At 33.0% G+C, this 26,937-nt stretch carries 18 protein-coding genes; 9 read left to right on the plus strand and 9 right to left on the minus strand.

What is annotated here, in order from left to right:
- Positions 1-19 precede the first annotated feature (19 nt).
- Positions 20-235: a YdcH family protein gene (locus tag J3U18_RS07250; protein WP_267353400.1), complete on the plus strand. Its 216-nt coding sequence runs from the start codon at positions 20-22 to the stop codon at positions 233-235.
- Between the two features lie 372 nt (positions 236-607).
- On the opposite strand, the gene mgtA is transcribed toward J3U18_RS07250, so the two are convergent.
- Complete coding sequence (gene mgtA / locus J3U18_RS07255; RefSeq protein ID WP_267353402.1) at positions 608-3,316, minus strand: magnesium-translocating P-type ATPase; 2,709 nt, start codon at positions 3,314-3,316, stop codon at positions 608-610.
- 685 nt (positions 3,317-4,001) lie between these two features.
- Here mgtA and J3U18_RS07260 point away from each other — a divergent pair.
- The gene (locus tag J3U18_RS07260; protein WP_065734203.1) at positions 4,002-4,691 is read left to right on the plus strand and encodes a hypothetical protein; all 690 of its coding nucleotides are present in this window, start codon (positions 4,002-4,004) and stop codon (positions 4,689-4,691) included.
- A gap of 74 nt (positions 4,692-4,765) precedes the next feature.
- On the opposite strand, the gene J3U18_RS07265 is transcribed toward J3U18_RS07260, so the two are convergent.
- The 8 genes from J3U18_RS07265 to hutW all read right to left on the minus strand — a co-directional run bounded on the left by J3U18_RS07265 (position 4,766) and on the right by hutW (position 12,955).
- A complete protein-coding gene (locus J3U18_RS07265; protein WP_267332028.1) occupies positions 4,766-6,658 on the minus strand; it encodes a DNA topoisomerase III in 1,893 nt (630 codons plus the stop codon).
- A 15-nt stretch (positions 6,659-6,673) separates the two neighbouring features.
- Positions 6,674-7,441 carry a GNAT family N-acetyltransferase gene (locus tag J3U18_RS07270; RefSeq protein WP_267353404.1) on the minus strand — a complete coding sequence of 256 codons (768 nt, stop codon included), beginning with the start codon at positions 7,439-7,441 and terminating at the stop codon, positions 6,674-6,676.
- 36 nt (positions 7,442-7,477) lie between these two features.
- Positions 7,478-8,479: a zinc transporter ZntB gene (zntB, locus tag J3U18_RS07275; protein WP_267353405.1), complete on the minus strand. Its 1,002-nt coding sequence runs from the start codon at positions 8,477-8,479 to the stop codon at positions 7,478-7,480.
- Positions 8,480-8,559: 80 nt separating this feature from the next.
- Positions 8,560-9,333: a heme ABC transporter ATP-binding protein gene (locus J3U18_RS07280; protein ID WP_218058400.1), complete on the minus strand. Its 774-nt coding sequence runs from the start codon at positions 9,331-9,333 to the stop codon at positions 8,560-8,562.
- Positions 9,334-9,349: 16 nt separating this feature from the next.
- Positions 9,350-10,336: a FecCD family ABC transporter permease gene (locus J3U18_RS07285; protein WP_141673919.1), complete on the minus strand. Its 987-nt coding sequence runs from the start codon at positions 10,334-10,336 to the stop codon at positions 9,350-9,352.
- A gap of 23 nt (positions 10,337-10,359) precedes the next feature.
- Positions 10,360-10,998: an NAD(P)H-binding protein gene (locus J3U18_RS07290; RefSeq protein WP_267332030.1), complete on the minus strand. Its 639-nt coding sequence runs from the start codon at positions 10,996-10,998 to the stop codon at positions 10,360-10,362.
- Positions 10,999-11,015: 17 nt separating this feature from the next.
- Positions 11,016-11,516: a heme utilization cystosolic carrier protein HutX gene (gene hutX / locus J3U18_RS07295; protein WP_065562481.1), complete on the minus strand. Its 501-nt coding sequence runs from the start codon at positions 11,514-11,516 to the stop codon at positions 11,016-11,018.
- Between the two features lie 11 nt (positions 11,517-11,527).
- Complete coding sequence (gene hutW, locus J3U18_RS07300) at positions 11,528-12,955, minus strand: heme anaerobic degradation radical SAM methyltransferase ChuW/HutW (RefSeq protein ID WP_416380390.1); 1,428 nt, start codon at positions 12,953-12,955, stop codon at positions 11,528-11,530.
- A gap of 751 nt (positions 12,956-13,706) precedes the next feature.
- On the opposite strand from hutW, the gene J3U18_RS07305 reads away from it, so the two are divergent.
- The 7 genes from J3U18_RS07305 to J3U18_RS07335 all read left to right on the plus strand — a co-directional run bounded on the left by J3U18_RS07305 (position 13,707) and on the right by J3U18_RS07335 (position 26,484).
- The gene (locus J3U18_RS07305) at positions 13,707-14,558 is read left to right on the plus strand and encodes a heme/hemin ABC transporter substrate-binding protein (protein WP_267353407.1); all 852 of its coding nucleotides are present in this window, start codon (positions 13,707-13,709) and stop codon (positions 14,556-14,558) included.
- Between the two features lie 77 nt (positions 14,559-14,635).
- Complete coding sequence (locus J3U18_RS07310) at positions 14,636-16,936, plus strand: TonB-dependent receptor domain-containing protein (RefSeq protein WP_267353408.1); 2,301 nt, start codon at positions 14,636-14,638, stop codon at positions 16,934-16,936.
- Between the two features lie 215 nt (positions 16,937-17,151).
- The gene (locus J3U18_RS07315; RefSeq protein WP_267338537.1) at positions 17,152-17,793 is read left to right on the plus strand and encodes a YjfI family protein; all 642 of its coding nucleotides are present in this window, start codon (positions 17,152-17,154) and stop codon (positions 17,791-17,793) included.
- A gap of 31 nt (positions 17,794-17,824) precedes the next feature.
- Positions 17,825-18,517: a PspA/IM30 family protein gene (locus J3U18_RS07320; RefSeq protein ID WP_267338536.1), complete on the plus strand. Its 693-nt coding sequence runs from the start codon at positions 17,825-17,827 to the stop codon at positions 18,515-18,517.
- 96 nt (positions 18,518-18,613) lie between these two features.
- The gene (locus J3U18_RS07325; protein WP_267353410.1) at positions 18,614-19,261 is read left to right on the plus strand and encodes a hypothetical protein; all 648 of its coding nucleotides are present in this window, start codon (positions 18,614-18,616) and stop codon (positions 19,259-19,261) included.
- A gap of 52 nt (positions 19,262-19,313) precedes the next feature.
- Positions 19,314-21,392, plus strand: a complete 2,079-nt coding sequence (locus J3U18_RS07330; RefSeq protein ID WP_218058451.1) for a hypothetical protein — start codon at positions 19,314-19,316, stop codon at positions 21,390-21,392.
- A 106-nt stretch (positions 21,393-21,498) separates the two neighbouring features.
- A complete protein-coding gene (locus J3U18_RS07335) occupies positions 21,499-26,484 on the plus strand; it encodes a DNA repair ATPase (RefSeq protein WP_267353412.1) in 4,986 nt (1,661 codons plus the stop codon).
- The last annotated feature ends 453 nt before the right edge of the window (positions 26,485-26,937 follow it).

Consider the following 26,937-nt stretch of genomic DNA (forward strand, 5'->3'; position numbering starts at 1 on the left):
AATCTTATAAGGAGGCTGTATGTTTCCAGAATACCGTGATTTAATCTCTAAACTAAAAAGCTCAGATTTACATTTCCAAAAATTATTTGATGAGCACAATGAGCTCGATCAAAAAATTAAAAATATCGAGTCTGGTATTGCAATTGATACTTCGGAAACGATTGAAAGTCTAAAAAAACTGAAGCTAAAATTAAAAGATGAACTTTACGAAATTTTGAAAAAAGCTTCTAAATAACTCATCAAATATAAGCTTATAAAGCTTTATTGTGTTATAAAACCCCAAGCTGTGGGGTTTAATTTTATAGCAATTTTTTGCAAATCATTTATAGAAAGTTATTTATTAACTTTTTCTTTTTCTTTTTTCAGTTTGCGATGTTTGATTAGTGTAATTAAATTTTTGTGTGGGGTTTTCATTTTTTACTCCTCTTATTGTTATTTATAGGCTCCTTAAAAACATTTCTAAAAAGCTCGATTATTTATACAAATATTATTATCAATTATATTTATCAAATGTGTACTCATCACTACTATAACACACTAGTTCAATACTTATACTTCTTTAGTTAATGATGTAAGCAACATCGTCACTTACATCAATTTTGTTATTTTAGAACCATTGTCCAAAGCGTTTTATGTAAATCCTTTTCATTATTTGAGCAACCACACAGTAACTTAATAATGTTGCAACTAACCATGGAAAATAGGACCATGGTAATGGTTGAAGACCAATTAGGCTACCTATTGGTGAAAAAGGAATATAAATACCCACCGCCATAATTAGCATAGTCATTACTATTACTGGGAATGCCGCGGTACTTTGTATAAATGGTATTTTCTGAGTCCTTAGCATATGTACAACTAAAGTTTGTGATAACAATCCTTCGATAAACCAACCTGAGTGAAACAATGATTCAGCTGCAACACTATTAGCACCAAAAACAAACCACATCAATGCATATGTTGTTATGTCAAAAATAGAGGATGTTGGTCCAATCCAGATCATAAAACGTCCAATATTTTGTGCATCCCATTTACGAGGTTTTTGTAAAAACTCTTCATCCATCTTATCCCAAGGTAATGATAATTGTGAGATATCATATAATAAGTTTTGGATAAGCAAATGAATCGCAAGCATTGGTAAAAATGGTAGAAATGCACTAGCCACTAATACAGAGAAGATGTTACCAAAGTTAGAACTTGCGGTCATATTTAGGTATTTCATAATATTACCGAAAGTTTCGCGTCCGCAAATTACACCTTCTTCTAATACAAGTAAGCTTTTTTCAAGCAAAATGATATCAGCTGATTCTTTAGCGATATCAGTAGCGGTGTCCACTGAAATACCAACATCTGCATCTCTCAACGCTGGCGCATCATTAATACCATCACCTAAAAATCCAACAGTATGACCATTACTTTGTAACAATCTAATGATTCGAGATTTTTGTAATGGAGTCAACTTAGCAAAAATAGTGCGTTGCTCAATTTGCTCTTTTAACTCAGCGTCACTCATTTTTTCAATGTCGTTACCAAGTAAAGGTATACCCGGTTCTAAGCCAACTTCTCGGCATACTTTAATCGTGATGATTTCATTGTCACCAGTTAGAACTTTAACGCCAACACCATGTTCATTCAATGCAGAAATAGCTTCATAAGCACTCTCTTTAGGTGGATCTAAGAAAGTCAAAAAACCACGAATAGCTAATGATTTTTCATCTTGGACACTATATTGAGCTTTAGTTTGTGATGCTGAAATATCTTTTACACCTACTGCTAACACTCTAAATCCATCTTTATTATAATTGTGTGCAAGTTCAATCAATGCTTGTTTACGATTTTCGTCTAACGGTAAATACTCGCCGTTTTCATAAACAAAATCTGAAATAGATAGCATTTCTTCAACTGCGCCTTTACATATCATTAAATGATTTTCATCATTGCCTTGTACAACAACCGATAAACGACGGCGAACAAAATCAAATGGTAATTCATCAATTTTTTTATAAAGACCTACACCCACTTTTTTAACACTGGTTTTTTCTTCAGCAAAACGGATGATCGCTTTATCCATCAAGTTTTTCATTCCACTTTGATAGTAACTATTGAGCCAGGCCAGTTGTAAAACAGATGGATCAATCTGCCCATTAATGTCTAAGTGATGTTCTAAAATGATTTTATCTTGTGTTAAAGTACCTGTTTTATCAGTACATAAAATGTCCATCGCGCCAAAGTTTTGAATAGCATTCAAACGTTTTACCACAACTTTTCGTTTTGCCATGCCAACAGCACCTTTAGCTAGATTTGCACTAACAATCATCGGTAACATTTCAGGCGTCAAACCAACAGCAACAGCTAATGCAAATAATGTTGCTTCCCCCCAATCGCCTTTGGTAAATCCATTTATTAGTAATACAATCGGAACCATCACTAACATAAAGCGAATTAATAACCAACTTACGCTATTTACACCGCGATCAAATGAGGTTTCGGCTCTTGAACCCACTATTGATTTTGCTAATGAACCAAAATGTGTATCAGCACCTGTTGCAACAACAATAGCTTTAGCTGTTCCACTCACTACATTGGTGCCCATAAAACAAATATTGTTTACATCAAGTACATTGTCCTTATCAATTTTTGAAGAATCTATCTCTTCTGTCGTTTTTTGCGATACCGCGCCTAAGGTGTCATATTTTTCAACTGGAATTGATTCACCGGTTAACACCGCTTGACTCACAAATAAATCTCGCGATTCGATTAAACGAATATCGGCAGGAATCATGTCCCCAGCTGATAAAAACACAATATCTCCAGGAACGATATCGCTTAAAGGAACTTCAATATGCTCAGTTGGCATATTTTTATTACGACGACGTAGAACTGTGACTGTAGTTCGGATCATTGACTTTAATGCTTCAGCAGCTTTATTTGAACGAAACTCCTGCCAAAAACGCAATAATCCACTAAGTGTTACCATGGTTAAAATGATAATAATTCCAGTTAGATCTGTCTCTTCACCGTTTTGTAATGGCAACCAGTAATCAGTAAAAAAACTTACCAGTGCTAATATTAATAGTACAAATATAAATGGGTTCTTAAAAGCTAAAAGTAACTGGACAAAAGCTGATGGCACTTTTTCTCGAGCCACTTCATTTTTACCATACTGTTCCAATCGAGATTTTACATTTTCTTGAGTTAACCCCGAAAGACTTGATTGAAATTTAGACAAAATGCTATCTAAGCTATTTTGAGCTTCTTCAAGTGCTTTTATATTTAAAGTATTATCTGTCTTTACTTGAGATGTTTTTTTAATCATAGTTTGTACCTATCTATTTTTCAGGCAAAAGGAACCCACTCTTAGTTAACGTTAAACTAGGAGTTATTAAGTTCTTATCGACTAAAATTTAAACGTAAAGCAATAACTAACCATTGCAGTTAAGGCTTAACATGAAATAAAAATATTAAAAATAATATTAGTTAAAAGTTAGATACAACTAGGTGGCTCTAAATGCTTATCTGTCAGATATAACACTCGCAAAAGTGCTTTATGAGCACAAAGGTATTTTGAATTTGTGTGATAGCGTGTAGAAAACTGCATATCGTTCACCGTTACCGTTTTTATCAATTTCGGCTTGTGAACTGAAAAAATAACTATTTAGACAGGTTCATTAACCGATAATGATGTGTTTGAATTTATCTCCCCATAGTTTGGGGTGACCCGATTGACTGTCCATATTTCTCCTGTAAATTGAACTCATCACTTTGTATTTCAACTTTTCTTAAACCTCATTTTTAACCATCTCTTATCGTTAAAAAAGTAAGAAAAGCTCAAAGGCGAGCACTTTATACGCTTTTGCATTCAAGAAGTCAACCGATTACTTGTAATAAAGTTGCAATTGATTAAAAACACCACTACTAGGATGATGAAATGTAGAATTAATACCCGTTTTACATAATATCAGTTACAATTAACCAATTGTTAACAACACTGGTTAAATTGGATGGATATTACTCAATTGTTGCAAGATAATTGGTTTAATTTATTTATTATCTTCGCTCTATCAATTATTGGCTTTATTTATAAAAGAAACACACCTAATAATTACTTTGACAATATTATTAGATATACAGATATATTAGAAAAAGTACCTCAACCTAGTTATCAAAAAGATTATTTAAACAATATCAAGAAAAAACTGATTTGGGAAAAAGTTTGTTTTTATAAACCAGGCAATATTAACAAAGAAAGAATTGCTATTTCTGTTGTTAATGCAGATATTCATAATGTTATTGAATTGAGTCAATTAAATCAATTAACTCAATATTTCGGTATTGAAAAAAACCGTATTACATTTCTTAGACCTTTTTTAATTAAAGACGTGATTTTAACTGCTGCTGTTAGTCTATTTACCTTTTTTATGGTTATATATAATCTCCATACTATTTTCAAATCAGAATGGATTATTAATGTCATTATTTCTGTATTGACGATTTTTGTTCTAATAATCATTATTGCGCAATTTGCTAAAGGACCATTAAAAAGATTAAATAGTTACCGCATCCTTTTAAAGGATAGACAATTTTTAATTAGAGCAAATAAAGTATTTGCTAAAATCCTTGATGAAAATAGACCAATTGATACACTCTCTAAAGAAATTGACAAAAAAGAGTCTACGGATTTAGAAGAATAATCATTATTTAAATTTTATTATTAGACAGGACAATAAATAATAAAACTATTTAATGTCCTTTTGCTAATAGAAATTTATGATTGAATTTTCAATCTTGAATTTTTTAACTGTTCAACTAATGTAAGCAAAGACGAATTTAATTGATACATAAATTGTTGATAACTGAATTCTTTTTTACTAATTTCCTCAAGCTGTAACTCCCAATGTGCAGTCATATCTGGCATTGAAACACTTTCCGGTAATGATAAAATCAAATTTTGGCCTACCTTCGTTGAACGAATTGATTTACCTTGACGCGTTAAAAATTGACGTTTAAATAAAAGCTCAATAATACCAGCTCTTGTTGCCTCAGTACCTAATCCATCAGTTTCGCGTAATATTTTTTTTATCTCAGGATCTTTAACAAATCTAGCTATACCTGTCATTGCAGAAAGTAAAGTCGCATCCGTAAATGGTCTTGGAGGTTGAGTTTCTTTACTAAGTAATTCGGTATCAATACATAGGACTGATTCGCCTTTTTTAACTAACTTAGTTAATAAACCATTATTCTCACTATTATCGGTATCGTTCTCTGCTTGATAATTTTTACTTCTAAACAGTACTTTCCAGCCTTCGTCCAACATTTGATTGGCTTTAGAGATAAATTTACCACCATTGATATCAACATCAATCTGTAACTCAGCATATTTATAAGCTGGATAAAATTGTGCTAAGTATTGTGTAGCAATCACTTGATAGACGGCTAACTCATTACTAGATAAACTTTCGGCTCTCACTTTACGCAAAGTTGGAATAATAGCGTGGTGAGCCTCAACTTTTTTATCATTCCAAGCTTTGGAACGTAAAGTGAAATCAGCATTATTAATTGCAAATTGTAACGCAGAACAATTGTTTTCAATCGCAGATTTTACACCATTAATTTGTGTTAAGTGCTCTTCCGGCAAAAAACGGCAATCTGAACGAGGATAGGTAATTAATTTATGTTTTTCATATAATGATTGGCAAATATCAAGTACATCTTGTGCACTTAGACCATTTCGTTTTGCCATTTCAATTTGTAAAGCAGATAAATTAAATGGCATAGGTGGTGCAAGTTCTTTCTTTTTATTACTTACTTTATCAATAGTACCTGTCTGATCTTTAATTCGTTGACAAACGTTTTCTGCTAAACCTTTAACTAAAACCCTGCCCTCTTCATCTTGATAAGGTTCACATGCCTCGCTTGGTTGCCATTTGGCCTTGAAGGTTTCGTTATCCTTGGTTTGTAATATGGCATAAACTTCATAAAATGGTTTAGGAACAAACTGCGCTATCTCTAAATCTCGTCTAACTACTAATCCTAAAATCGGCGTTTGTACACGCCCAATAGATAGTACACCACGATAACCGCTTCGTTGCCCCACAAGAGTACAAACACGACTCATATTCATCCCATATAACCAATCAGCTCTTGCTCTTGCTAAAGCAGAAGTAGATAATGGGATAAAATCTTGATTACTACGTAATTGCTCAAGTGATTTTTCAACAGCACTAGCATTCAAATCGCTGATTAAACAACGTTGAATAGTTTTCCGCTTTTCTGGTGGTAACTGGCAATAGTTAAGTACTTCATCAACTAATAATTGCCCTTCTCTATCTGGATCACCCGCATGTACAATTTGTTCAGCTGATTTAATCAATTCAACTAAGGTGTTAAATTGTTTTTCGGTACTATTTTTGGGTATCAATATCCATTTTGCAGGAACAATGGGTAGATCGTCTAAAACCCATTTTTTATAGCGTTCATCATATATTTCAGGTGTTGCTTGTTCTAATAAGTGCCCAATACACCAGCTAACAATATCACCATTACTGGCTTTGATAAATCCATTTCCCTTTTGGTGGGGTTTAGGCAAAACATCAGCAATAGCTCTAGCTAAGCTCGGTTTTTCGGCAATAAATAGACGATAAGGTTCTTTAGATTGCATAATAATTAGTGTTAATCATAAATTCCAAACGACATAAGCATTATAGGGTTGATTTAAAATATAACCCAACTCAGTAGCAAGCTTTAAAGAGGGCTTGTTGTGAGCATCCCAGTTAGGTGTTATTTGACGATCTAGGCAAGCTAAAATTAACTTTGCCGAACTAATCAATGCAAGTCCTTTTCGTCTTTCCTCAACTATTGTATCGACTTCAATGTCGATACTATTATTATATGCTAAATAAGATGATGCACCAGAAACAATAACATTATCTTTTAAAATAATAAATCCCAATCCTGATTTTTCAAAATCCAAGTATGAGTTAAAGTTTTTACACAAGTCTTTAGCCCATTCAAGATTGAGAATTTGCTGATAATAATTTTCATCAATAGCTTTTAATTGATAGTTTTTAGGTAATTTTGAGATAATTAATTGTAGTCTCTGAATATCAAATTCTGTAGGAGTATAAAAACTATAACGTGTAATTTTTTCATAATTGTTGCGATATATATTTTCAATTAAATTTTGCCAGGTTTTATCAATAGGGATAAGAATTGCATAATCATCACTATATACTTTTGGAATATAGTGAAGCATTTCCTGATTCGGTTGACCTGCTAAAAAAAAGAAGCAACCAAGATTAATTGCTACTGATGTAGGCCGCAATAAATCATCAGCATATGCAAAACCGATATTTCCTTCCCAATAAGCTTGAATAATTGTTTGAGTTGTACTTTGAAATAATGATTCAATATCTTTTTTATTAATAATTTTATCAAAATACATCAATATATTTCCTTTTTCATATTTAAGCTTAATTTTTTACCACCATTTTTTTAGCTTAAGCCATACCACTGAAAGTATACTGATCAGAATTAATAGGAATATTAACCCTATAAAAGACCACTCTTTTTCATTGAACGGAATGCCGGCCAAATTAACACCAAGCAAACTAGTGATAAAAGTAATTGGTGTAAAAATGATGGTAAACAAGGACATTAAATAAATACGTTTATTGGTCGATTCGGCCAAAATGCTATTAATTTGTTCCATAACGGAACCAATTCTAATCAAACAACTATCAATTTCAGAGACATAGTGATTTTGTTGGCTAGAAATGTCATGCAATCGCTGGCGATCATTGTCATCAATCCAAGATATTCTTTCAGTCGAAATTTTGACAAATATATCGCGCTGTGGGGAAAGTAAACGACGTAATATAAAAAGTTGTTTACGAACTCTTCCAATTTCCTTGTGAGAAAAAATCCGTTGATTTAATAATAGATCTTCCAATTTGATGATTTTATTGTGAACTCCATCAAAAGATAAATTAACTTGATCACAAATTAATTCAGAAAGTTGAATTAGCCAATCAGCAACATCTACAGGGCCAATACCTTTTTCTAAATTTTCTTTTAATTTGATGATGGCATCAATTTTTTGGTGCCTAGTTGATATTATAAAATTATCAGTTATATAAAATCGGAAAGTGACAATAGGATCAGGTAGCTCATTAGGTGTAAAATTAACACCTTTAAGTACGACTAAAATGCCTGTATCAAAGCGAATTTCTTTAGGAAACTGATTGGGTTTAATCAATTCATTTTTGACAAGATCTGGAATTAAATTTGTTTGGTTAATCCAATTGATTGTTTCGCTTTTAGCAAAATCAAGATGTATCCAATAAGGTTGTGAAGTTGAAGCTTCACTTTTATCATTTAAAGGATTGGCTTTTCCCTTCCCATCCAATTGACAACTAAAGACAGGGTGTGCTGCAAGTAGATCTGAAACCAGAATAGAATTATTACTATTTTCGTTAATCATCATCAGCCCCAATTGTTAAGTTTGCTTAATTATATACTCATTTTGAACGAAAATGGAGCGGATGATATTAGATTTATCCTTTAGGGATTTAAATAAATTTGAGGTATTGATGAATGTTTAGGGTGATTATAAACACCTAATTCAACACCATACCATCGATTGATATTTTCAACAGTTAATACTTCGGATGGTACGCCTTGTTCTACAATTTTTCCTTGGTTAACAAGAATAATTTTATCAGCATACAAAGCAGCTAAATTGAGATCATGTAAGATGCAACATACAGCCAATTTCTGTTTAATAGCTAACTGCTTTAATAATCTTAAAGTATGTTGTTGATGATAAAGATCAAGTGCAGAGGTAGGTTCATCTAAAAATAATAATTTTTCATTAGATTGCGGTTGCCACAATTGAGCTAAGACTCTAGCTAATTGGACTCTTTGCTGTTCTCCTCCGGATAAACCTCTATAATCTCGGTCAGCAAATTGTAAACAATCAGTTTGTACCATCACTTCGTGAATTGATTCATCAAAATGTATTTTGCCATAAGGAGCTCGTCCCATTGCTATTACTTCTTTTACTTTAAAAGGAAAAGTAAGTTGGCTTTGTTGAAGCATAACTGTTCTTATTTTTGCTAATTGTTTTTGTGGCCACTGTGATAATGGTTTATCTAATAGATAACATTCACCTGATAATGGTTTTTGATAACCTGTTAGTAAACGCAATAAAGTGGACTTACCTGCGCCATTAGGACCAATGATAATTACAATTTCGCCTGAATTTATTGATAAAGATACATCATTAATTATCATTCGACGACCATAACCAAATGTTAAATTTTTAGCGGTTAACACAATAAATCTCCATCAGTTATTTATGTCTCAGAATAAGCCAAAGAAAATACGGACCACCAATTAGGCTGGTTAAAAGACCGACAGGAATTTCAGTTGGAGCAACTAATGTTCTAGCTAAAGTATCAGCTAATAAAAGTAAACAAGCACCACCTAATGCAGAGCCAGGTATTAGCCATTTATGGTTTGCACCGACTTGTAAACGAATCATGTGAGGTACAACTAATCCAACAAAAGCAATAATGCCACTCACTGCAACAGAAGTACCAATCAGTACAGCACTAAGTAATAATAGATAGCGTTTAGTGCGTTCAACATTGATACCTAAATAATGAGCATCTTCATCCCCCAGCTGTAATATGTTGAGATGATGAGCAAGTTTAATAACACATAATAACGTAGGTAAAATTAAAGAAATGGATACAATGACCAAGTCCCAAGAGCCTTTTCCTAAATGTCCCATTGACCATAACGAAAGTTGACGTAATTGTGATTCATCACTAATGTAACTGAGTCCTCCCAATATTGAGCCAATGATGGCATTAATTGCGACCCCTAACAAAATCATTTTAGCTAAATTACATTGTTCATTAAGACTATAGAGGTATATAAGAATACAGATAGATAAACTACCAGCAAATGCAGCAATCATTTTTCCGTAAAGCATCATAATCGGAGGAAAAACGGCAGGAAATAATATCGTTATACCTACCATTAGGCTTGCACCACTACTAATACCTAATAAACCAGGATCAGCTAAAGGGTTTCTGAATAATCCTTGCATAACAGCGCCAGCACTAGCTAATGCCATACCAACTACTACTGCGAGTATAATTCTAGGTAATCGAATATTGAACCAAATATTCCATAAAGGATCATTGAATGACATACTCATTAATTGATTAAAAGAAAGTTTTAATGCTCCTGAGTTTGCCGAATAGACAATTAAAATTAAAAGTAAAGCAAATAATCCCACTAACAATATTTGTTGACTAGATTTTCGCACCGACTACCCTCATATATTTAATACTAATAACTAACCGTTAAGCTTGGGTCAACCACACTATATGCACGATTATCAAATTGTTGATTAGCTATTTTATCGATGATGATTTTGGCTAATTCTTTGCGATATACAAAACCATGAACTTCTTTAGCGAAATAACATTCACCATTATTTGTTATTTCTCCATCTCGTAAACCACCTGGCCTTAAGATCACATAATTTAATGAACTGGTTTGTAACCAAACTTCAGCTAGTGATTTTTCTCGAACTGCATTACCAAATGCTTGCTTAGCTCGTAAGGATAATGTTGACCATGAATCACCACAACCAAGCGAGGTCACTAATATCATTTGTTTAATTCCAACCTGTTCTGCGCAATCAATGATAATGCGCTGAGCAATGTAATTACCCGTTTCTCCACCTAAAGTTGAAATTACTGTCGCGTCACTACCGTTTTGTTGACATATCTGTTTTACTAATTCAACGTCAGTTGCATCGCCAACATGAGTTTCAATACCTTGTTCAGATAATTGTTTTGCAAAATCGGCATCACGAACTAATACAATACAACGCCACTCAGGGTGGCATTGTTTGATTAATTGAGATACTTGATAACCAGTTCCTAGCTTTGAACTTACACCAAAAATAATTACTGTTTTCATTTTATTGTTTCTTAAAATTAATTGATTTTTTTTGCTAAAGCTCTAAATTTTTCAAGTTGTTCTGCTTTTAATTGATGTTTTTCATCACGCCCAACAAAAATTTTAAACATTGATTGACCTAAATGATTAAGGAATATAATAGAAGCAGTCGACATTTTCATAAATTTTCTTTCAATAAATGCAATATATTGGCAATGTTCTGCTTTTATGTGACCACTTAACCCTTTTTGATGGCGTAAGTTAAAGTATTTTTGGCTATGAGTTCCAGGAGGCAATTCACCTGAAATTTCAGCAATAATGTCACCAGTATGAACTAAAAACAATACGTCACCCCAAGTTGTTACTTCTTCCCAAATTGTATCAAAGTTACTTCCATCTACGATTTTTGCATCAGGTATTGCTTGGATCACTTGCGTCATAGTGACTTTATGATCTTGGGCAATTTTCTCTAGTAATTCTTCAGGGTTAGATTGCATATAAGTTGCAAGACTATTTAAAAGGGTTTGTTTATCTGCCATAGTAATTTCCTTTAATTTTCTGTTTTTACTTGGATGTTTTGCATATGTGGGTGAGATTTAGGCATACCATTACCTTGTTGCATGGCTTGTCTAGCTTGTGCCATCTTGTTTTGTAATTCGATATGCTCAGGATTATTAAGCTGTAGTAAAAGCTGTTGCAAAGCTTGTACAATATTACTTGACCAAAAACGTCCCGATAAAGTCAATCGTAAACAACGATCTTCATTTTGTAGTAATCCTACTTCATGCCATTGCTTGATTAATGGATCAAATAATTCAGCTTGATTGGTAAGTTGCGTTAGATCAACACGCCCTTTTTCTATACCTGCTTGTAATTTATGCAGCCAGTCACCGAGTAATGGTTTACCGGTTAACATCATTAGGGGCTTTTTACCTTGATCTAATAAGGCATAATATTGATTTAAATCACGATGGATCATATATGATTGCCCGTCTAGCTTTCCACCAGCACAAGAACCAAATCCAAAAAAGTGTGAGCCTTGTTTGATTAAAAAATTGTATAAATTCCGTTCGCGACTCGTTTTTGCCCAATGAGCATTGGTTAAATGAGTCCAACCCTGTCTATCTAAATATTTAGCTCCTTGATGATAAAAATCGCACTTATCAGTTACTGTTGGAATCTCTATTCTTTTATTTTCAACACCTTTAGCTAATGGAGTTGTTGGTAAAAGATTTAAGGAGTAAAGATCAACCCCGTCGAGAGGCAATTGATCAGCAATTTCTAAATCTCTTTGCCAAGTAACTGGAGTTTGATTAGGTAATCCAAACATAAGGTCACAAACTAAAGCAACACTATCTCGTGCAGCAATACGTTCAAAACTTTTAATAATTTCTTTTTCAGAAGACTGGCGTCCTAATCGCTGTCTAATTTCAGTATTAAAGGTCTGAATACCTATCGAAAAACGGTTTGCCCCAGCCTCAATGTAACTATCAATTTTATCCTCATCGAAATCAGAAATTCGCCCTTCTACAGTAATTTCGCAGTCAGGTGCTAGAGGAGCATGTTTTTTTAGATAATTTATTACACGAGCTAATTGTCCTGCAGCTAAAGCTGAAGGTGTTCCACCTCCAAAATAAATAGCATGTATTGGCGCAGACTGCATCGCTTTATTGCTAATTTCTAGGGATATCTCTTGTAATAAGTAATCAATATAAGTGTTGGTATCAAATTTACGCAAAGGATTTTGATAAAACCCACAAAATTGACAATGAATATCACAAAAAGGAATATGTATATAAATTAGACGTTTTCGTCCAGATAGATCTGAATTTTGAACAATACTCCATTGTTGTTCCAATTCTTGAGGTGATACTGGTAAACTTGCTTGTAAAGGCATTACTGCCCAACGATCTTTAAAAGGTAAAACTGAGTTTGAAGCGTAAAACGCACTTACATCAAATGATTTCATAACATCCATTCATAAAAATAATCTCGGTGAATTAAATAATAATTATTATCATTTATCAATATTTTTTTAATTATTTTCTTATTTATCTATTCAAATCTGATTATTTTTTAAAATTTATGCTCAGTTTTCAAACTAAACGCTAGTATTTTCATAAAAAATTAGCAAATAAAAACCTTTTTTTTAATAATGCTGATCGATTTATTGTATTGATTAGTAACTCGTGGAACCTTTATACAAATTGTATTTACATATTTTGCTAAAGATGAAATTACTATGGATAACATTATTGTTTCCCCAAATAAACGCTTATCTTTTATTGATATTTCGGTAATTTTAAATCAATTTTATTTCTTAATTCCTTATAATATTTAGCATAATCGATAATTTTCTTAAGTTATTTAATCAATCAAAACTTGATGATTAAGTGCAAAATGTGAAGCTGGTAAAATAGAATTACTCTATGAAAATATGAGTAAAATTATATTTAAGTTAAATAAACTGAAACAGAAATAAAAAGTACCAAAATTTCCCTACAAGATATCATTCTAATTTTCATATCCCCCAAAATATCAATATATTATTTTTGTAATAATTTGTTATAACATTATTATTTATTTAAATAAATTTTAATTTATCATTTATGCTTGATCAGTTTCTAATGCTTTGCTATTAAATCCCCCAATATTTTATGTTGATAATGGTTATCATTTTCACTATATTATTCTTCCAAAATTGAAAACCATGGTAGGTAAATTAAATCATGAAGAAAAATTTTATAAAAAGGATTAGCCTATTTTTACTAATATTTAGTATCAACAGTCTTCTCAATTATAGTTCAGCAAATGAAAGAATTGTTATTGCTGGAGGATCTCTTACTGAAATTGTATTCGCACTAGGTGCTGGAGATGATGTCGTAGGTGTTGATAAAACAAGCAGTTATCCTGAGAAAGTTAAACAATTGCCACAAATCGGTTATTGGAAATTATTAAATATTGAAGGTGTTTTATCGCTTAGACCAACCTTGTTTATAACATTAAATGATGTAGAACCTGATAATGTTATCGAAAAAGTGTCTGAGTCAAAAGTAGATGTATTAGCATTAAGGCGTGTACCTGGTACAATTGAACTGTTATACGAAAATATCAATAAAATTGCATCTAAATTAAATAAACAAGAAGAAGGCGAAAAATTAATCAATAGAATTAAAACCAATCTTGCCGACATTCAAGCCAAAATCGCAACTCACCCACAAAAAACAAAAGTTTTATCCCTAATGAGTATGAGTGGTTCCAATTCTGTAGCAGGTAAAAATACTACAATTGATGCATTAATTACTATCGCTGGTGGTGAAAATTTGGCATCGCATAATAGCTTCAAAAGTTACACTGCAGAATCAATTATAGCTATCAATCCTGAAGTTATCATTTTAAATAAATATTCGATTGATCAATTAGGTGGTTTAGACAAAGTCAATACTATTCCAGGTATTACTGAAACAAGTGCATTTAAAAATAATCGTATTACGGTTATAGATGATAGTTACTTATTTGGAATCGGGCCAAGAGTTGATGAAGCAGCAAAATTGCTATTCCAAAGCTTTTACCCTGAATAAACTATTTTAATAATATTTTTATTAATTGAAGCAAAAAATGCGCGCATTAAACATATTAAGTTTGAAAGGATAAAAATGTGAATTTTAAATATTTAAAAAAGACAAGTTCATTAGCAATAGGTTTAACATTAGCACTACCTACTTTCGCTACTGATAAACATAATGATGAAAAAGACATTGATACTATTACTGTAACAGCTCATGAAGCAACAAAAAATCCGGGAATGAATACTGAAATTTCTGAGCAAGATATTCGCCGTGATGGAGGTACTAATTTTGGTACTATAATGCGTTATCAACCTCTAATTTCTGCCCCAGGAAGTATTTCAGGTTCAGGTAGTGGTAAAAGTAGTTGGGACCGTGGTGGGTTTACTGGATACAATATTCGTGGTTTAGATGCTAACCGCGTGTCAATCGATATTGATGGTATGCCTTTACCAATAGCTCAGGGTCGGGTTAACTCTGTTGGACGAGCTGGGTTTGGATCTTACGGTATTGGCCGAGATTATATTGATACCTATATGTACAATAAAGTTGATATTCAATCAGGAGCGACATCGGTTAGTAATGCAAATAATGCTCTAGGTGGCTCAGTTTCATTCCAAACTAAATCGGCAAGTTATTACCTCTATCCGGGTAAAACGACCTACTTTGGTTATCAAAATAACTATGATAGTTCAGATAGAAGTTTCCACCAGGGCTTAACTATGGCTGGTGGTGATGATTATCTAAATGGTATTTTGGTTTTAAGTCGACGCGATGGCCAGCAAACACGTAATAATGGAGACTCAATAAGTAGTTATCCAGAAAACTGGCACTCTAACTCGATTTTAGCTGGTTTTGGCTGGCAAATGACAGAAGAACATTTAATTAATGCAACAGTTGATTACAATAATAAAACCAAAAATTCTCATTATGATACTTGGGATAAATACGGTAAAAAAGTTGAGTCACTTGATCATCAAAGAAGCAAAAACAATCGCTTTAATCTTGCTATTAAAGATCAATGGAAACCAACTGCTATAAGCTGGATTGATAGTTTAACTACTCAATTAAATTATCAACGAACCAATGTCTATGATAGTACCGATATTAGACATACAACTAAAGGTAATTTTAATACTCAAACAAATTACAATACAAAAACTTATAATTTTATTACTACTTTAGTTAAAAACTATGAAAATCAGAAAATTAGCGCTGGTTTAAATGGTAAATGGAGTGAAGATGAATCACCATTCTTTACTTCAGCCCAATCTCAAAATGGTAGAATATTTCCAGACGGAGATTACACTAAACCCCAAGCAGATAGTCGAAGTTATCAATTAGGGGGATTCCTCGAAGACAGAATTAGTTTTAATATTAAAGATAGTAATAATTTCTATCTAGTACCTGGTGTTAGAGTTATTTACCAAAATACTAAACCTCGTAATTTAGAAAATATGGCTGTAACAAACATCAATGGTAGTCAGTTAGGTAAACAATACAGTAGTAATAGTGATTTCCAAGTTTTACCTTCTATGTCATTTATGTATGATATTAATCCTGACTTCACTGCTTATTTACAATACAAACGTTCCGCACAAATGCCAAATCAGAACCAATTATATGGATCTTATTTAGCGCATAGCAATATGTATGTACTTGTTGGTGATTCAAATCTTAATACTGAAACCAGTGACAATTTTGAATTAGGTTTGAAAGGACATCCTGTTTCAGGTGTAACTTTAACATCTTCAGCTTTTTATAATAAATATAAAAATTTCATCGCTTATACACGTTATAGAAAGAACTTTGTCGGAACAGGTAACCGAATTGTTTATCAAGCAGAAAATCGTGATAAGGCATACATCTATGGTGCTGAATTGAGCAGTGAATTCAATATCGGCAAATGGGTAGAATCTGCTAATGGCTTAAGCGCTAAATTTGCAATTGGTTATAACCAAGGCAAATCAAAATCAAGCTATTTAGGTGATAAATATATTGAAATGGATTCAATAGCACCAATGAAAAGTGTTGTCGGTTTAGCGTGGGATGATCCGAATAAATTTTATGGTGTGGCTGTTACAGCAACATTCCAAAAAGGTAAAAAAGCCGAAGCGACATCTAGAGAATCTTATGGTAATGATGGTAGACCACTTCCTAATTCTAAAGATGACTATTTTAGAATCGCCGGTCATGGCATTATTGATTTAACTGGTTATATTAATATTACTAAGAATGTTAAATTGAATGGTGGAGTTTATAATCTTACCGATCAAAAATATTGGGATTATCTAAGTAATAATAAATTATACAGCACATCAGATCATAAATATCTAAACATGTTTACTGCTCCAGGCAGAACATTCCAATTAGGTTTAGATGTTGATTTCTAGAATGATATATCATTTTTTCAAATAAATAACCCGCATCATGCGGGTTATTTATTCTATAGCCTTCTATAAAAGCTCCCTAAAGGTGTTTAGTTTTTTATTAAAATTAAAGTAAATTAGCATCAATAAATTGATAAAAAATATCACATGTAATATTTACATGTGATAAAATTATGCTAATATAAGTTGTATAAAAAATTAAAGAATAACCAAAATTTATGAAAAAAACCAAAGAAGCTAAAAGCTCAGCATTTTATCAACAACAATACCGACAACGTTTAAGAGAACAGGGGTTGATAAAAAAAGAAGTTTGGATTTTGCCTGAAAATACTGCTGAGTTACTTGAAATCGAAAAAAAATTTCGTCAACCAGCTGTTGAAAATAAATCTTTTTTGTACCATGTGAAGGAAAACAATGAAATGAAAAATAAAGAAATCTGGAAAATTAATGACCTTTTCCAAGAATTAAATCAAACTGATTTAATCAAACAAGGTTCTGCAAATATTGAAATAATTGATGGTGTCGATGCTTGTTTACATATCATTATGCATGACTATGGTGATTTACCACTTTTTTTAAGCGTTTCAAATCAGCAAATTATTGTAGAAGCACTACTTTGGCCTGTTTCACTAATCAAAAATCCTTCATCATTTAATGAAGAAATTCTGTCTGCTAGAAAACTATTTGCTTTATCAACTATAGCAATTGAAAAAACAGGAGATGGAGAAATCAATTACATTATGTATGGTGCACTTAGTTCATCCTCAACCTTAAACGATATTATTTATGAACTCGAAATGTTATCAGACAATGTGATCAAAGCGACTGAAGCTTATGAGCATTTCTTTAATATTGAATAGTTAAAGCGAAAAGTTGTAGAAGGAGTTAAATATGGTTATCTTCAAAAAATTAGTAACAGCATTACGTGGTGGAATAAATGAAGTTGGCGAATCAATAATTGATTCTCAAGCGTTACGTATATTAGACCAAGAAATTAGAGATGCTGATGAAGAATTAAGACAAGCTAAAGAATCATTAGCTAATATTCTAGCAGAACAAAAATTAGCAGAGAAACAAGTTGAATCAACAAAAGCTCAAATTACTGAATATGAAGCATATGCTATTAAAGCACTTGAAAATAACAATGAAAAGTTAGCTTTGGAAGTAGCGGAAAAACTTTCGGTACTCGAAAATCAATATGAAAATAACAAAAAGCAAGCTAACTATTTTGCTGAAAGTGTTAAAAATTTACGACAAACTATTTCACAATCTGAAATCAATATTCGTAATTTAAAACAACAAGTTGATATAGTTAAAGCTACTGAAAGTGTCCAAAAAGCACAATCTGCAGTAGCACAGCGTTACGGTGGTTCAACAGCTAAATTGCATACTGCACTCGATTCATTAGATAGAATCAAAAAACGTCAAGAAAAAGCTGCTGCCACTTTTGAAGCAAAAAAAGAATTAGCAGCAACTGAAAATCCTGATTCGCTTGATAGTAAATTAGAAGCGGCCGGTATTAAAGCTGGCAATAATAATGCAGCTTCAATTTTAGCTAGATTAAAAGAAAAACAATCGAATTAAAGTTTTCGCGTTTTGATATTTTTAAGTTAGAATAGCAAAAACAATTATAAAATAATTAATTAGTTAAAACTAGTTTGGATAGATGAAGGGAATATAATGGAACTGTTTTGGGGAATATTTTTTTCTTTTCCCGTAATTATCTTTAGTGCATTGTTAACAATCTGTATCTTATATTGGTTTGTTGCAGCATTAGGACTATTAAGCGTTGACTGTTTAGATTTTGATATCAGTGTCAATGATGTTTATAGTGATGTTCCATCTACTGGATTAGGTGGTTTATTAATGAAATTTGGCTTCAATGAAGTACCAATGACTCTCATCATCACATTGATCTCTTTAATTGGATGGTCAATTTGTTATTTTGCCTTTCGTCTATTAATCCTACCTTTGTATAATTTTGTATTTCTTTATTATTTAGCAGGGATAGCTCTTTTAATTATCTCATTTATTTTATCAGTCTATTTAACTGCTTTTTTTATTAAACCGCTTCGTCCTTTATTCAGAAAGTTGTTAATTAACCACAATCATAAATCATTATTAGGGCAAGTTATCGAAATACGCTCAAGTACCGTAACCAGAACAAAAGGACAAGCTACCTGTGAAGATGGAGGAGCGGGCCTTATTTTAGAGGTAAGATGTGATGAATCTTATCAATTCAAGCGCGGTGATAAAGCCGTAATCCTTCAGTATGATGAAACAACAAATTGTTATGAAATAATTAGCCTAAAAGATTTTAATGGCTAATAGAAGTTAATTTGGAGAATAGAAAAATATGTCTTTAAGCAGTGATACTATAATGTTTTTTTTGGTAATAGTTGGAAGTATATTCCTTGTAATTGTCGGATTCTTCCTATTATTTAAGGCATTTTACATAAAGGTTCCTCAAGGTACGGCGCTTATTGTTAATGACATGACGTCAAAACCTAAAGTTCATTTTACTGGTGCATTGGTATATCCAATCATCTACAAAAAAGAGTTCATGAAAATTTCCTTGATCACTTTTGACGTAGAACGAAGAGGTAAAGATGGTTTAATTTGCCAAGACAACCTTAGGGCTGACATCTGCGTAGCCTTTTATTTACGCGTTAATGAAACAACAGAAGATGTTCTTAAAGTTGCCAAATCAATCGGTGTAGATCGTGCATCAGACCAACAAGCGGTAAGCACATTATTTAGTGCTAAATTTTCAGAAGCATTGAAAACCGTAGGTAAACAATTTGAACTTGCAAAGCTATTTGAAGATCGAATGAATTTCCGTGAACGTATCATTGATGTAATAGGTAAAGACCTTAACGGTTATGCCCTTGAAGATGTTGCTATCGATTATTTAGAACAAACTCCAATTAAATCACTCGACCCAGATAATATTTTTGATGCTGAAGGTATTAATAAAATTACAGCTATAACTGCTGTACATAAAGATGAAACCAATAAGCGAGAACGCGATCTAGAGTTAGCTCTTAAGAAAAAAGATACTGAAACTATCGAAGCTAAACTTGAATTAGAACGTCAACAAGCTGACGCTGAAGCTAGACAAAAACGTGAAATTGAAACTATTCGAGCTAGAGAAGCCGCTGAAACATTAAAAGTTCAAGAAGAAGAACGTTTGAAAGCTGAACAAGCTAGAATTCAAACCCAACAAGAAATTGAAGTAAGAGAAGAGAATCGTTTACGTGAAGTAGAAGTTGCACAGAATAACCGCCTAAGAGCTATTGCAATTGAAGAAGAACGTGTAATCCGAGCTCGTTCACTTGAAATTGTTGCTCGTGAACGTGAAGTTGAACTACAACGAATAGAGAAAGACAAAGTTGTAGAAGAGGAAAAGAAACAGATTGCTAATGTTATTCGTGAACGTGTAGCAGTTGAAAAAACAGTTGCAGTTGAAGAGGAAAACATTAAAGAAGTTCGTGAAGTTTCAAGAGCAGATCGTGAAAAACAAACAACAATTATTGAAGCTGAAGCTAGAGCTGAACAAGAGCTAGTTAAACAAGTAAAACAAGCTGAGGCAGATGAACAATCATCTAAACATCGCGCAATTGAAATCAGCACGATGGCTCAAGCTGAATTAGAAGCTGCAGCTAAACAAGCTGAAGCTAAAAAACAATTAGCTCAGGGTATAGAAGCCGAAGAAGCGGCAATAGGCCTTGCCGAAGCTAAAGTACGTAAAGCAAGAGCAGAAGCAGAAGAAAAAGAAGGTTTAGTCAAAGCAAATATTACAGCTGAAACATTATTAGCTGAAGCGAAAGGTAATCAAGAAAAAGGCTTAGCAGAAGCTAAAGTTATTGAAGCCAAAGCAATTGCAGTAGAAAAACAAGGTTTAACTGAAGCTAAAGTACTTGAGGAAAAACTTTCTGCTCAAGCTCGTGGTGATGAACGTATTGGATTCGCAAAAGCATCAGCAACAAAAGAACAAGGTCTTGCAGAAGCGTTAGTAATTCGCGAAAAATTAACTGCTGAGGCAAATGGTTTAGTAGATAAGTTCCAAGCAATGGGTACGATGAATGAACAATCGAAAAATCATGAGGAATTCCGTTTAGCGCTTGAAAAAGGTTTCGAACAAGCCATGGCTGCTATTGCTGCTAACAAAGAAATTGCTAGAGAACAAGCTGACGTGCTTGCTGCAGCATTCAGTAAAGCCAATATTGAAATTGTAGGCGGTAATGATAACTTCTTTAATAGCTTCTCTAAAGCAATTAGTGTAGGTAAAGCAATAGAAGGAACTGTTAATCAGAGCCCTGTACTACAATCTGCATTACAATCAGTACTATCTCGCTTATCGGGAGACAAAAACATAAACATAAAAGAGACTTTGCAAAACACTGATTTAAAAGCGTTAGCAAAACAATTTTTGTCATCCAATAATGAAAATGAATAGGTTACTATTAGAATAGCCATTTATCTATAATGTAATCAGTTTTAGGTAGGATTCATTTCCTACCTAAAACATTAGGTATTTCAGTATTATCTTCAACGAGTAAAACATGTCAGAAACCCAAGATCAGCAACAAACATCAACTGATAAAGCAGTCGCGGAAGGCGGAGCTTATGAAATTCTTCGTAAACGTTTAACCTCTTTAGGACAAGAACTTAATCAAAAGACAGAAGCTCTAAATCAGGAAAGGCTATCTGAGTTTGGTAAAAGTGACATGACCATCATTAGCCGTATTCGTATTAGAACGGAAAATAACTGTGTAGCACGGGATATTGTTCGCTTTGGTGATTGGTTGTTGTTTGGTTATAACGTCTATTTAGGATTAAAAAAAGAAACCAAGATAGAAGATGTATTTTCACTTTATCAATTAGTAGAACGTGATAACAATTATGAAGCTGATCCGGTTGATCTCTCAAATACATTCTTAAATATAGATCGATTTATACAAGACTTTAATGAGCTTTATACTTATTATAAAAATGCCCAGTTACTTCAGCTTGTTGAACGTGATGGAAAACTTCTTGCTAGTTTTCAAATTGGAGAACGAATTAGTGATATTCGTGTATTTCGATGGTCTATATCTAGCGATAAAAAAACAATCGAGTATATAGATAATCGAGGTGAGCGAGATATCGCACTACCACCTGCCTACGATTTTGAATGGATCGAAACAACACGTGAAGATATTGTTAACGGACGATTTCCTCATATCAATGTTCTTGATACAGTATTTGTTGAAACCATTGGTGGTGACTTAACAATAAAGTGTGAAAATAATACTAATGATGGTTTAGGAATTTATCGAGAAGAGGTTGTTGATAAAAATCAATCAATTAATGATGCTAAAATAGAATATGCAAAAGTTGGTTCATTAATCCTATTGAAAATTCTCCCTTACCGCGAAGACAATTGGCGCTATTTAGTTTATAACTCGCTAACCCAGCAAGTCCATCGTATAGATTTTATTGGTCAATCATGTATTCAACTTCCAGAAGATCATGGAATTATATTTCCTGGGGGATACTACTTACAAAATGGAGATTATAAAACTTTTGACCAATCAATGTCAGGTATGCGTTTCAGACGAATTCGCCGTTCACCAAATGGTGAAGATGTTTTATACATTTTCTATGACCCAAGCAATGGGCGACTAGCACTGTTCAATTATAATATGATTGAACGCAAACTAGATAACCCAATTTTAGGTCATGGCTACGCCGTTTTTGAAGATGGTCGAATGGTCGTTTTTGAAGGAGAAAGTGATGAGCCAACTAGAGTTCATCCAATGCAAATTTGGCAAACTCCTTTTTATAGTGATGAATATGCAGCACAACAACCGACAAATAATAGCTTCCTCGGAAAAATAGGTAATGCTGAACTTGTTCGCGGAATTTCAGATCTGTATTTTATCTCGCGCGAAATCGATAACCAGGCAGTCTCTTCACAACTCTATAGCAAACTAAGTGAAGATACAAAACGGCTCTTTGATAATTACTTTTGGCTCAATGACGAGAAACACCTATCATTCTCCCCTATTCTTCGTAATATTTCACAAACGAGTGAATTAGTTATAGATGAGTATGAAAAAGTCGAAAGCATTCGACGTCAATCCGAAAGCGCTATGCGTGAGGCAATTTCTAATCAACAAGATTTATTAACCAAGCTTTACCCTGATAGCTGGCAAGAAACACAAGAATTTGTTGATGCATTAAATGCAATAAAATTACAACTAGGCAGTTTAGTCACATTAAGAACTTACCGATACATTGATTTAGACCAAATCGATGAAATGGAAAATAAACTAAAAGCTAGACAAGCTGAGGTTTCATTAGCTACTGCTGAGTTTTTAGGAAGTGATAAAGCATTAGAGCCATTCAATATAAAAATTGACGATATTGAACAGCAAATTACCAAAGCAGATACTGCTGCAAAATTACTTGAATCTGTTGAAATAACAGAAACTATGTCAACTGATTTAGATATGCTTTCACAATTGATAGCAACCCTAAAATTTGATGACGTCACATTACAAACTAAAATCATAGAATCAATAGCTGAAGTCTATGCAAAACTTAACCAAACAAAAGCTAAAATCCAACAAAAACGAAAAAATTTAGCTAATGTTGAAATGGTCGCTCAATTTGGTGCTCAATTTAAATTATTTGGCCAAAGTATCGCCAATGCCTTGAGTATGGCAACAACACCTGAAAAATGTGATGATGAGCTATCTCGTCTTCTAGTTCAACTTGAAGAGCTTGAGAATCAATTTAGTGAAAGTGAAGAGTTCCTTAATGATATTCTGGCTAAACGGGAAGAGATATTAGAATCATTTGAAACTCACAAACAATCACTACTTGAAGATAGAACAAGACGAACAGAAGCGTTACTTACGGCTGCCAATCGAATTTTAGACAGTATACCAAGAAGAACGGCTAAATTTTCTGATCAAAATGAGTTAAATGCTTTTTTTGTTGCCGACGCTTTAGCTTTAAAAATTCGTGAAATTGTCGAAAAATTAAGAGCACTTTTTGATAATGTCAAAGCAGATGATATTGAATCTCGTTTCCAAAGTGCCAGAGATCAATCAATACGTGCCTTACGAGATAAATCAGAAATATTTGAATCTGGCGGTAATGTAATCAAACTGGGGCCAAGACATAAGTTTAGTGTCAACACCCAAGAACTTGATTTAACCATTGTACCAAAAGAAGATCACCTTTATTTACAATTAACGGGTACTGATTATCAGGAAAGAATTAATCACCCTAAATTAGAAAGTTATAAACCTTTCTGGTCAATTTCATTAGAATCCGAATCGCCTAGTGTTTACCGTGGTGAATATTTAGCATATTCAATAATTAATTCAGCGCTTAAAAAAGAGCATGATTTAAGTTATGACGATTTAAAAAATCAATTAAACCAACCTGAGGTATTAGCTAAAACAGTAAGAGATTATGCGTCAATGCGATATCGTGAGGGCTATGAAAAAGGGATTCACGATCACGATGCATTAAAAATATTAGCCAAACTGATCCCGCTAGGTGAAGCAGCCGGTCTATTACGCTATAACCCTTTAGCCCGAAGCTTAGCTATCCTTTTTTGGCATCATAATCAAAAGAGTGATATCGCCAAATTATGGCCAGAGCGAGCCAAAACTTGTAAAGATATACAAGCGTTATTTGGTCATGATGAAGGTATAAGAAATCTTCAAACAGAGATGTCTTTTGAATTAACCCAATTTTTAGAAAAGTACCCTATTCAACATGAACAGTATCATGTAAAACAAGCAACTGAATATTTAAGCTATATATTAGCCGAAACACCACAAGAATTTACGTTAAGTAAATATGGCCACTATCTATTTGAAGGTTTAAAAGCCCGCCTCGAGGAATCTCATATGTGGGGTGATTTTAACCAATCACAAAGCAATCTTCAAAAACGACTTGCCGATCGCTGGATTCTAATCGAAAGTTGGTTTAAAGGTCTTTGTACCCTACCCCAATATCAAAAACTATCAGACTATATTGCTGAAGCTTTAGTATTGTGTATCTTAGATAAAGAAAGTAGCATTACGCTGGGAATTAGCGAGCTTGAGCTTGATATTTCCGTCAACGATTTACTTGGCGATCATCCAAGTATAATTCAGGGAGTGTTGAATATTAATCTTGATGATTTCTTTAGTCGCATGCGTAAACAGTCCAGAATTATTATTCCGGAGTTTCAGCATTATCAAAGTCTTCGTCAGGAAGTACTCGATGAACAACGTGATCTTCTACATCTGGAGGAATTTAAGGCTAAACCATTAAGTTCGTTTGTGCGAAACAAACTCATTAATCAAGTTTACTTACCTATCATTGGTGATAACTTAGCTAAACAAATGGGAACGGTTGGTGAAACTAGACGTACCGATTTAATGGGGTTATTACTGCTTATATCTCCACCGGGTTATGGTAAAACGACATTAATGGAATATGTTGCTAATCGTCTTGGATTAATCTTTATGAAGATTAACGGACCGGCTTTAGGCCATAGTGTGTTATCTTTCGATCCAAATCAAGCACCGAATGCAACTGCCAAACAAGAGCTAGTAAAACTTAATCTAGCGCTTGAAATGGGAAATAACGTCATGCTTTATATTGATGATATACAGCACACCAATCCGGAATTCTTACAAAAATTCATCTCCCTTTGTGATGGTTCACGCCGAATCGAAGGTGTTTGGAAAGAAAAAACTAAGACCTATGATCTCCGAGGTAAAAAATTCTGCGTTATTATGTCAGGTAACCCGTATACTGAATCAGGAGAAGTATTCAAAATACCAGATATGTTGGCTAACCGTGCAGATATTTATAATTTAGGTGAAGTTCTTGGTGGTATGGATGAAGTTTTTGCTTCAAGTTATATTGAAAACTGCTTAACTTCAAATCCAATTCTAGCACCACTTGCGTTACGTGACTTAAATGATCTTTATCAACTCATTGACCATGCACAAGGCAAGCCACTTAATAGCAATGAATTAAGTTACGCTTACAGCCAAGCAGAAATTAGTGAAATTGTTGCAGTACTTAGTCACCTATTGAAAATTAGAGAAGTGGTATTCAAAGTTAACCAACAATACATCGTTAGTGCTGCTCAATCAGATAAATACCGTACAGAACCACCTTTCAAACTTCAAGGTAGTTATCGAAACATGAATAAACTTGCTGAGAAGGTTTCTTCTGTTATGAATGATGATGAACTTAATCAAATCATCAACGATCACTATTTGGGTGAAGCTCAACTATTAACTAATGGTGCAGAAGAAAATCTTCTTAAACTCGCTGAAATTCGTGGCGTATTAACTGATACACAAACTAAACGTTGGCAACAAATCAAAGCTGATTTTATACGCAATAAAACACTAGGTGGTGATGAAAGTGATACCGGAAACCAAATTGTTACGCAATTGGCTGACTTAGTGCAAAGTGTACAGGCTTTGCAGTTATCATCAAATAAAAAACCGAAAAAAGAGAAAAGAAATACAAAAGGTAAATAGCGAATTTTAATTATATTTTATTGTTAATAAAAAAGGCGGAAATAGACTTCCGCTTTTTTATTATTTAGGAAAAAAGGTAATTAAAATAGGTCAAATCCACATTAATGATAAAAAAACGTATAATAAATAGGCAAAAATATAACAACCTATTGGTGTGATTATCAACAAAATACCTAATCTTCGCATAATTTTGGTTTTAGCTAAGCATAAAATTATTAGACCAATTACGAAAACTAATAAATAAACCCACCAAAAGATAAATAGTGACAATATAAAAAAACTTAATCCATTTAAATAAATCATTTAATTAACTCCATTAATTAATGTTTTTTCTATTTTTAACCTTTTCGAGTTATTTACCATAAATGACTAATCCGACTTTTATTTCAGAAGCTTAAGAAGACAAAACGATACTGGGTATTAATTCATCAAGCCCAGACAAATTAAATCAGA

The organism is Gilliamella sp. B3482 (assembly GCF_026536805.1).
Lineage (GTDB): Bacteria > Pseudomonadota > Gammaproteobacteria > Enterobacterales > Orbaceae > Gilliamella > Gilliamella apicola_E.